The 6,998-nt window shown below is 76.4% G+C and carries 9 protein-coding genes and 1 pseudogene; 4 read left to right on the top strand and 6 right to left on the bottom strand.

Annotation, left to right across the window (positions count from 1 at the left end; translation table 11 throughout):
• Positions 1 to 315: GntR family transcriptional regulator (locus B0E53_RS31470; protein ID WP_146167835.1), on the bottom strand; the 315-nt coding region annotated here is incomplete at its 3' end.
• Positions 316 to 344: 29 nt separating this feature from the next.
• On the opposite strand from B0E53_RS31470, the gene B0E53_RS31465 reads away from it, so the two are divergent.
• Positions 345 to 821 (top strand): LysE family transporter, encoded by a 477-nt coding sequence (locus B0E53_RS31465; RefSeq protein ID WP_107079304.1) that lies wholly within the window; start codon positions 345 to 347, stop codon positions 819 to 821.
• Positions 822 to 830: 9 nt separating this feature from the next.
• On the top strand, positions 831 to 1,541 hold the full coding sequence (locus tag B0E53_RS31460; protein ID WP_107079303.1) for a phenylalanine--tRNA ligase beta subunit-related protein: 711 nt from the start codon (positions 831 to 833) through the stop codon (positions 1,539 to 1,541).
• A gap of 68 nt (positions 1,542 to 1,609) precedes the next feature.
• Here the strand turns inward: B0E53_RS31460 and B0E53_RS31455 are convergent, their stop codons facing one another.
• The 3 genes from B0E53_RS31455 to B0E53_RS31445 form a co-directional block, all read right to left on the bottom strand.
• Positions 1,610 to 2,875 carry a sialidase family protein gene (locus B0E53_RS31455; RefSeq protein WP_146167834.1) on the bottom strand — a complete coding sequence of 422 codons (1,266 nt, stop codon included), beginning with the start codon at positions 2,873 to 2,875 and terminating at the stop codon, positions 1,610 to 1,612.
• The gene (locus B0E53_RS31450; protein WP_246835691.1) at positions 2,868 to 3,404 is read right to left on the bottom strand and encodes a sigma-70 family RNA polymerase sigma factor; all 537 of its coding nucleotides are present in this window, start codon (positions 3,402 to 3,404) and stop codon (positions 2,868 to 2,870) included. The genes B0E53_RS31455 and B0E53_RS31450 overlap by 8 nt, the downstream gene beginning before the upstream one ends.
• A gap of 131 nt (positions 3,405 to 3,535) precedes the next feature.
• Positions 3,536 to 3,919 (bottom strand): hypothetical protein, encoded by a 384-nt coding sequence (locus B0E53_RS31445; RefSeq protein WP_107079301.1) that lies wholly within the window; start codon positions 3,917 to 3,919, stop codon positions 3,536 to 3,538.
• A gap of 70 nt (positions 3,920 to 3,989) precedes the next feature.
• Between B0E53_RS31445 and B0E53_RS31440 the strand changes: the two genes are divergently transcribed.
• On the top strand, positions 3,990 to 4,418 hold the full coding sequence (locus B0E53_RS31440) for an archease (RefSeq protein ID WP_107079300.1): 429 nt from the start codon (positions 3,990 to 3,992) through the stop codon (positions 4,416 to 4,418).
• Between the two features lie 7 nt (positions 4,419 to 4,425).
• On the opposite strand, the gene B0E53_RS31435 is transcribed toward B0E53_RS31440, so the two are convergent.
• Complete coding sequence (locus B0E53_RS31435; RefSeq protein WP_107079299.1) at positions 4,426 to 5,844, bottom strand: RtcB family protein; 1,419 nt, start codon at positions 5,842 to 5,844, stop codon at positions 4,426 to 4,428.
• A 77-nt stretch (positions 5,845 to 5,921) separates the two neighbouring features.
• Here B0E53_RS31435 and B0E53_RS31430 point away from each other — a divergent pair, with 77 nt between their 5' ends.
• Positions 5,922 to 6,728, top strand: a complete 807-nt coding sequence (locus B0E53_RS31430) for an SDR family oxidoreductase (RefSeq protein WP_107079298.1) — start codon at positions 5,922 to 5,924, stop codon at positions 6,726 to 6,728.
• A gap of 106 nt (positions 6,729 to 6,834) precedes the next feature.
• Here the strand turns inward: B0E53_RS31430 and B0E53_RS39840 are convergent.
• Positions 6,835 to 6,998 (bottom strand): annotated as a pseudogene (locus B0E53_RS39840) (dipeptide/oligopeptide/nickel ABC transporter ATP-binding protein); the annotation flags it as partial.

Below are 6,998 nucleotides of genomic sequence, written 5' to 3'. Positions count from 1 at the left end.
GCGGGTGACCACGGCGGCCGGAGTGGCCACCACGACGGTGCCGGCCCGGCCCCGCCCGACCACCTGCCCGTCCTCGGTGAGCCGCTGGTACGCCTCGGTCACCACGCCCCGGGACACGCCGAGTTCGGCGGCGAGCACCCGGCTGGCCGGCAGCCGGGCGCCGACCGGAACCCGGCCGTCGGCGATGGCGGCCCGCAGCCGGGCGGCCAGCCAGTCGGCCCGCCCACCCGGCGGGGCCTCGCCGACGTCGAGCTGGAGGAAGTCGGCGCCGGCCGTTATGGACCCCTCTACCGCCGACGGTTTGGCCCTGTCCATCAGACCATTATGGTCGCAGGCTGGACCGCGTGAGCATCGCCTTCCTGCTGACCACGCTCGTCGTGGTGATCACCCCGGGCACCGGGGTCGTCTACACCGTCGCCACCGGCCTCTCCGCCGGCCGCCGGGCCGGTCTGGTGGCCGCCGCCGGCTGCACCCTCAGCCTCGTCCCGCACCTGGTCGCCGCGGTGACCGGGCTGGCGGCCCTGCTCCGCGCCGGCACCCCGGCGTTCCGGGTGGTGACCTGGCTGGGGGTGGCGTACCTGCTCTGGATGGCCTGGGCGGCGCTGCGCGAGCGCGGCCCGCTGCTGCCGGCCGACGAGCACCTGGCCTGCGGCGCGGTGTTCATGCTGGCCACCCTCGTGGTCTTCGCCGGGTACGCGCTGCTGGCCGGCGCGCTGCGCCGCCGGGTGCTGGCCCGGCCCCGGCTCACCGCGCTGCTGCGGCACGGCTTCGCCGGCAGCTTCCTCGCCCTGGGCCTCGGCCTGGCCCTCACCGCCCGATAGGAGTCCGCCGTGCGCTTCCGGCACACCCCGCCGGTCCGGTCGAGCTTTCCCGAACTGACCTGCGGCGTCCTGCACGCCACCGGCATCAACCCCGGCGTCGACGTCACCCCACGACTCGGCCGGTACGCCGACACCGCCCGCGCCCGCCTGGCCGGCGGCCCGGAGGGCGGCTTCCCGGAGATCCAGGCGTGGCGGCGGGCCTTCGCCCGGATGGGTTCGCCGCCCACCCGCTACCGGTGCGCCGCCGAGTCGCTGCTGCGCCGGTTCCGCCGGGACGGGGCACTGCCCCGGCTGCACCCGCTGGTCGACCTGGGCAACGCCCTCTCCCTCGGGTACGCCGTGCCGGTGGCCGTGCTGGACCTCGACCGGATCGACGGGGACCTGACCGTGCGCCCGGCCACCGGCACGGAGACCTACCTGACCCTCGGCGGGGAGGAGGAGCACCCCGAGCCCGGTGAGCTGATCTTCGCGGACGCGGCCGGCCACGCCCACTCCCGGCGCTGGACCCACCGGCAGAGCGGCGCCTCGGCGGTGCGCGCGGACACCGCCGAGGTGCTGGTGGTGATCGAGGCGATGCACGAGGGCGGCGCGGAGACCGTGCCCCGGATGCTCACGGAGCTGGCCGCCGCGCTCGCCGAGGTGTGGGGGGCACCGGCCCGGAGCGCGGTGCTGACCCCCGAGGCGCCCGAGTTCGCGACGCCCGCCACGCGCACCGTCTGAGGCTTCCTGCGGCCTCGTCGCCCCGGGGTGAGGGGTGCTCCCGTCGGGCCACGGGAGCACCCCACGGGTCAGGGCAGCTCCGGCGGGTCCAGCCAGGTCCAGGTGACGCCGTCGGTGGAGAGCCACGCGCCCTTGCTGTCGGGCCAGCCGGTCTGCGCGTACCCGCCGGGCACCGGGCGCGGGTCGGCCCCCGGGCCCAGCGGGGCGGGTCGCAGCGTCGTGCCGCCGTCGGAGCTGGCGAACATCAGCGGGTCCTCCCCGGCGGAGATGCCGGCCTGGACCACCAGCACCCCGTCGGGGCGTACCGCCGCCCGGACGGTGCGCTCGCCGACCCGGGCCGTTCCGGCGGCACGCGCCCAGGTGCCGCCGCCGTCCGTGCTGCGCCACACCACGAGGGCGCCCCGCACCCGGCCGACCGCGTAGACGGTGTGCCCGTCGTGGGTGGCGACCGCCGGGCCGCCGATGTCGTCGGAGGCGGTGAGGTCGTCCGGGAACTCGTGCCGCGACCAGGTACGGCCGCCGTCCCGGCTCACGTCGACGGCGCCGCCGGTCCAGATGATCCGGCCGCCGTCGCCGACATGCTGACCGGTCCGGCCGCTGACCCAGAGGCCGGCGGCGGGCGGCACGCTCTCCACCACCGCCGCGTCGCGCAGCGTGGACCGCCTGGCGAGCTGGGCGATGTCGCCGGTGGCCGGGTCCACGGCCACGAGGGGAACGTCGCTCGGGCCCGGCTGCTGGCCGAGCACCCGCCAGCCGGCCGGCAGCGCGTCCACCCGCCGCGGGGTCACCTCTCGCCACGTGGCCCCGCCGTCGGCGCTGGCGATCCACCGTTGCGGCACCGGCGCGGACCGGGACTGGTACCAGGCCACCATCGTGCGCGGCCCGGCCGACCGCAGGTCCACCATGGCGTCGTCCGGCACCGGAAGCGGGCCGGTGCGCCAGTGCCGGCCGCCGTCGTCGGTGCCCGCCCAGCGCAGCGGGCAACCGCTGCGGCACTCGGTCCAGCGCAGGTAGACGTGGGTCAGGTCGCCGACGGCGGGACGGCCGGTGAGGGCCTGCCGGCCGGGGCCGGGATCGGCGGTGGGCGTGGCGCCCGGCGTGGGGATGAAGTCCGGGGTGCGGTCCGCGCCGAACCGGGCGGCGGGCGCGCCGGAGTCGTCATGACGGGCGGCGACGGCGACCCCCGAACCGGTGACCAGCAGGGCGACCGTGGTGACCGCCAGGATCCGGTGCCGGCGACGACGCCGCCGGGCCCGTGTCGCGACCTGCTCGAAGTGCGGCTTGAAGGCGGCCTCGGCGGCGGCGCTCAGGCCGGTGAAGTCCAGCTCAGGCATGGTGGGCCTCCCGCCGCGGTCGGGCCGGGGCCGGTCGGGCCGGGTCGTCGTCGCCGAGGTGGTCGGCGAGGGCACGGCGGGCCCGGACCAGGCGGGTCTTCACCGCCTCCACGGAGCAACCCAGCGCGGTGGCCACCTCGGTCACCGGCAGGTCCGCGAGGTGGTGCAGCACGACGGTCTCCCGGGCCTGCCGGGGCAGCCGCTGCAACGCCGCCACCAGGGCGACGTGGTCCGGGGTGAGGTCCGGCGCGCTGGGCCGCGCCGGGTCCAGCCGCCCGGAGCGGACCAGGCCGTGCAGCAGCACCCGGCGCCGGTGCCGGGACCGGGCGACGTTCAGCGCCACCGTGCGCAGCCAGGCCTCCGGGTTGGTCACCTCTCGGAAGCGGGCCGGTCGGGCCAGCGCCCGGACGAACGCCTCCTGCACGACGTCCTGCGCCTCCGCGTAGTCGCCGGTCATCGCGTACATCTGGGCCACCAGCCGGGCCGCCGAGGCGGCGTACACCTGTCTGACGTGTTGCTGTGGGTCCACATCGTCCCCTCCCGGGTCGGTCGCTTCGTTTCCTACGACCGGCGAGCGGGCGGTGCGGTGACATCGTCGTCGGCGCGGCGACGGCCGCCGGGCCGGCGGGTCGAGGTGGGGCGGCCGACGTGCGGTGACGGTCAGGCGTCCGGGCGGTCCCGGTCGTCGGTCGCCATGATCTCGTCGAACTCCGCCGGGGTGATCTCGCCGGTGCGCAGCCGGCGGGCGTTCGCGGCGAACCGGGCGATCGCGGCGCCCCGCGGGTCGGGCGGGGTCAGCAGGCCGGTGTCGGCGGCGAGCGCGGTCGCCGCGCCGGCCACCTGGCGGGGGTCGTCGGGCTCGCCGTGCAGTTCGCGCAGCGCGGCGGCGAGCCGGGCGTCCTGCGCGTCGCCGGCGCCCCACCAGCGCCGGGCCAACTCGACCGTGCGGCCCAGGCTGTCGTCGCCCACCCGCTCGGCCCGCAGCAGGGCCCGCATCATGCTGAGAAAGGTGACGGTGACGGCGTCGGAGTCATCGGCGATCATGCGTCGCACCCTAGCGACCGGCTGCGACAAAACCGGTGGGGCACCCGACCGCCGGGGGCATGATCGGGGCATGGAGCGACGACCGGCCCGCGGGCACCGGAACATCCCGCACACCGCCGACGTCCGCATCGAGGCGTGGGCGCCGGACCGGGAGGGCTGCGTGGCCGAGGCGGTCACCGCCCTGGTGGACACCTTCGTGGACACCACCGGGGCCGCCGCCGACGGGGAGACCGACTTCCGGGTGCCGCCGGGCGCCGACGCGGACCTGCTGGTCGGCGTCCTCGACGAGGTCATCTTCCGGATGGAGACGGCGGGCGAGCTGCCCCTGGAGACCGAGGTGCGGGCGGCCGGCGACGGCGGCCTGGCGGTGCGCTGGCGGACCACCGGCACCGACGCGGTGGAGCTGGTCGGTGCGGTCCCCAAGGCGGTGTCCCTGCACGAGCTGTGCTTCGCCGCGGAATCCGCCGGCTGGCGCTGCGCGGTGACGCTGGACGTCTGAGCGGGGCTCAGCCCTTCACCACGCCGAGCGGGACCAGCCGGGCCACCTTCCGGCACAGGCCGGCGCCCTCGGCCGCCGCCACCACGGCGGCCACGTCCTTGTACGCGGCCGGCATCTCCTCGGCCAGCCCGCGCCGGCTGGCACCCCGCACCGCGATGTCCTGTGCCTCCAGCTCGCGGCGCGGGTCGTGCCCGCGTACCGCCTTGGTGGCCTGCTTGCGGCTCTGCACCCGGCCGGCGCCGTGGCAGGTGGACGCCCAGGCCGGCGAGCCGGGCACGCCGGTGAGCACGTAGGAGCCGGTGCCCATGGAGCCGGGGATGAGCACCGGCTGTCCGACCGGGCGCAGGTCGTCGGGCAGGTCGGGGTGCCCCGGCGGGAGGGCCCGGGTGGCCCCCTTGCGGTGCACGCAGAGCGGGCGGGGCGCCCCGTCCACCTCGTGCGTCTCGATCTTGGCGAGGTTGTGCGAGATGTCGTACACCAGGTCGAGGTCGCAGCCGGTGACCCGGGCGAAGACCTGCCGGGCGGCGTGGGCGAGCAGCTGCCGGTTGGCCCGGGCGTAGTTGGCCGCGGCGGCCATCGCCCCCAGGTAGGCCCGGCCCTCGTGGGAGGAGACCGGCGCGCAGGCGAGCTGCCGGTCGGGGACGTGGATGCCGTATCCGGGCATCACCTTCTCCATGCCCCGGACGTAGTCCGTGCAGATCTGGTGGCCCAGCCCCCGCGAACCGCAGTGGATCATGACGCAGACCTGGCCGGCGCGGAGCCCGAAGGCGCCCGCCACGGCCTCGTCGTAGACCTCCTCCACCGCCTGCACCTCAAGGAAGTGGTTGCCGGAGCCGAGGCTGCCGACCTGGCGGGCGCCCCGCTCCACCGCCCGCTCGCTCACCTGGGCGGGGTTCGCGTCGGCCACCGCGCCGTAGTCCTCGCAGCGGTCCAGGTCCCGTTGGACGCCGAAGCCGCGCTCGACGGCGTACCGGGAGCCGCCGCGGAGCACCGCGTCGAGTTCGGTCCCGTCGGTCAGGTGCCACACGGCGCCCTTGCCCATGCCACGCGGGGTGGACTCGCTCAGGCCGTCCATCACGGCGTCCAGCCGGGGGCGCAGCGCCGCCCGGTCCAGGTCGGCGGTGAGCAGCCGAACCCCGCAGGAGATGTCGAAGCCGACCCCGCCGGGCGAGACCACTCCCCCGTCCTCGACGTCGGTGGCGGCGACCCCGCCGATCGGGAAGCCGTAGCCCCAGTGCACGTCCGGCATGGCGTAGGAGGCGCCGACGATGCCGGGCAGGGTGGCCACGTTCGCCACCTGCTCCAGCGACTTGTCCGCCCCGGCGTCGGGCAGCAGCGCGCGGGACGCGAAGACCACCCCCGGCACCCGCATCGGGTCGTGCCGGTCGATCCGGAACCGGTACGGCGACTCCTCGACCAGGTCCATGCCCGCCCGGCTACCCCGGGCCGGAGCGGTTACACCCGGTCTGGTTCTCCCTCGCCCGATCCGGGTAGTGCGGCAGCATGCCCCTGCGATATGAGGACTACGACCGGATCGCGGTCGTCACCGGCGCGGACTCCGGCATCGGCAAGGCGTGTGCCGTGACGCTCGGCGAGGCCGGTTTCGACATCGGCATCACCTGGTACGGCGACCGGGACGGCGCCGAACGCACCGCCGCCGAGGTACGGGCCACCGGCCGCCGCTGCGAGGTGGCCGAGCAGGACCTGACCCGGCTGCCCGGGGCGGCCGCGGTCGTCGACGAGCTGGCCGACCGGCTCGGCGGGCTCGGTGTGCTGGTCAACAACGCCGGTACCGGGCTGGCCACACCCTTCGTCGAGGTGGCCTGGGAGCAGTGGCGGGAGGTGCTCGCCGTGGACCTGGACGGGCCGTTCCTCTGCTCCCAGCGGGCGGCCCGGCGGATGCGGGCGGCCGGCCGGGGCGGCCGGATCATCAGCATCACCAGCGTGCACGAGCACGCCCCGCGGGTCGGGTCGTCGGCGTACTGCGCGGCGAAGGGCGGGCTGGGGCTGCTCACCAAGGTGATGGCGCAGGAGTTGGCGGCGGACGGGATCACCGTCAACGCGGTCGCGCCCGGTGAGATCGCCACCCCGATGACCGGACAGGAGGACGTGGACCCGTTCACCCAGGAACGTCCGGGGGTGCCGGTGGGGCGGCCCGGGGACGCCCGGGACGTGGCGGCGGTCGTTGCCTTGCTCGCCTCGCCCGCCGCCGCTTACGTCACCGGGGCGTCCTGGCCGGTGGACGGGGGGATGTTGATGATGGGTCCGCAGGCGTCGTCGTTGCCTGACGATTCGTGGCGGTCGGTGTGAGGGGTGGGGCCGACCGTGCCCGGCTCCGGGCGGTCAGGCTTGATCCCTGCGCCGGGCACGGTCGGCCCCACCCCGTCGTGGTCCTCCTGCGCGCGTCGGCGGCGGGTCAGCCCGGCACCGCCTCCCTGGTTTCTGACAGTGCTCCCCTCTCGGGGTAGTGGCAGGCCGTCGCCTGGTTGCCGCCGTCCCGGGGGACCAGGGCGGGTTCTTCGGTGGCGCAGCGTTCCTGGGCCTTCCAGCAGCGGGTGCGGAAGCGGCAGCCCGACGGTG

This window comes from Micromonospora sp. MH33, assembly GCF_003013775.1.
Taxonomy (GTDB): domain Bacteria; phylum Actinomycetota; class Actinomycetes; order Mycobacteriales; family Micromonosporaceae; genus Micromonospora; species Micromonospora fulviviridis.
The sequence above is the reverse complement of the archived record's forward strand: the minus strand, read 5'-3'. Positions and strand labels throughout refer to the sequence as shown.

Coding starts and splice junctions, on each gene's coding strand:
- B0E53_RS31455 (WP_146167834.1), bottom strand. CDS start 2,875: ATGCCTGAGCTGGACTTCACCGGCCTGAGCGCCGCCGCCGAGGCCGCC.
- B0E53_RS31445 (WP_107079301.1), bottom strand. CDS start 3,919: ATGATCGCCGATGACTCCGACGCCGTCACCGTCACCTTTCTCAGCATG.
- B0E53_RS31440 (WP_107079300.1), top strand. CDS start 3,990: ATGGAGCGACGACCGGCCCGCGGGCACCGGAACATCCCGCACACCGCC.
- B0E53_RS31435 (WP_107079299.1), bottom strand. CDS start 5,844: ATGGACCTGGTCGAGGAGTCGCCGTACCGGTTCCGGATCGACCGGCAC.
- B0E53_RS31430 (WP_107079298.1), top strand. CDS start 5,922: ATGCCCCTGCGATATGAGGACTACGACCGGATCGCGGTCGTCACCGGC.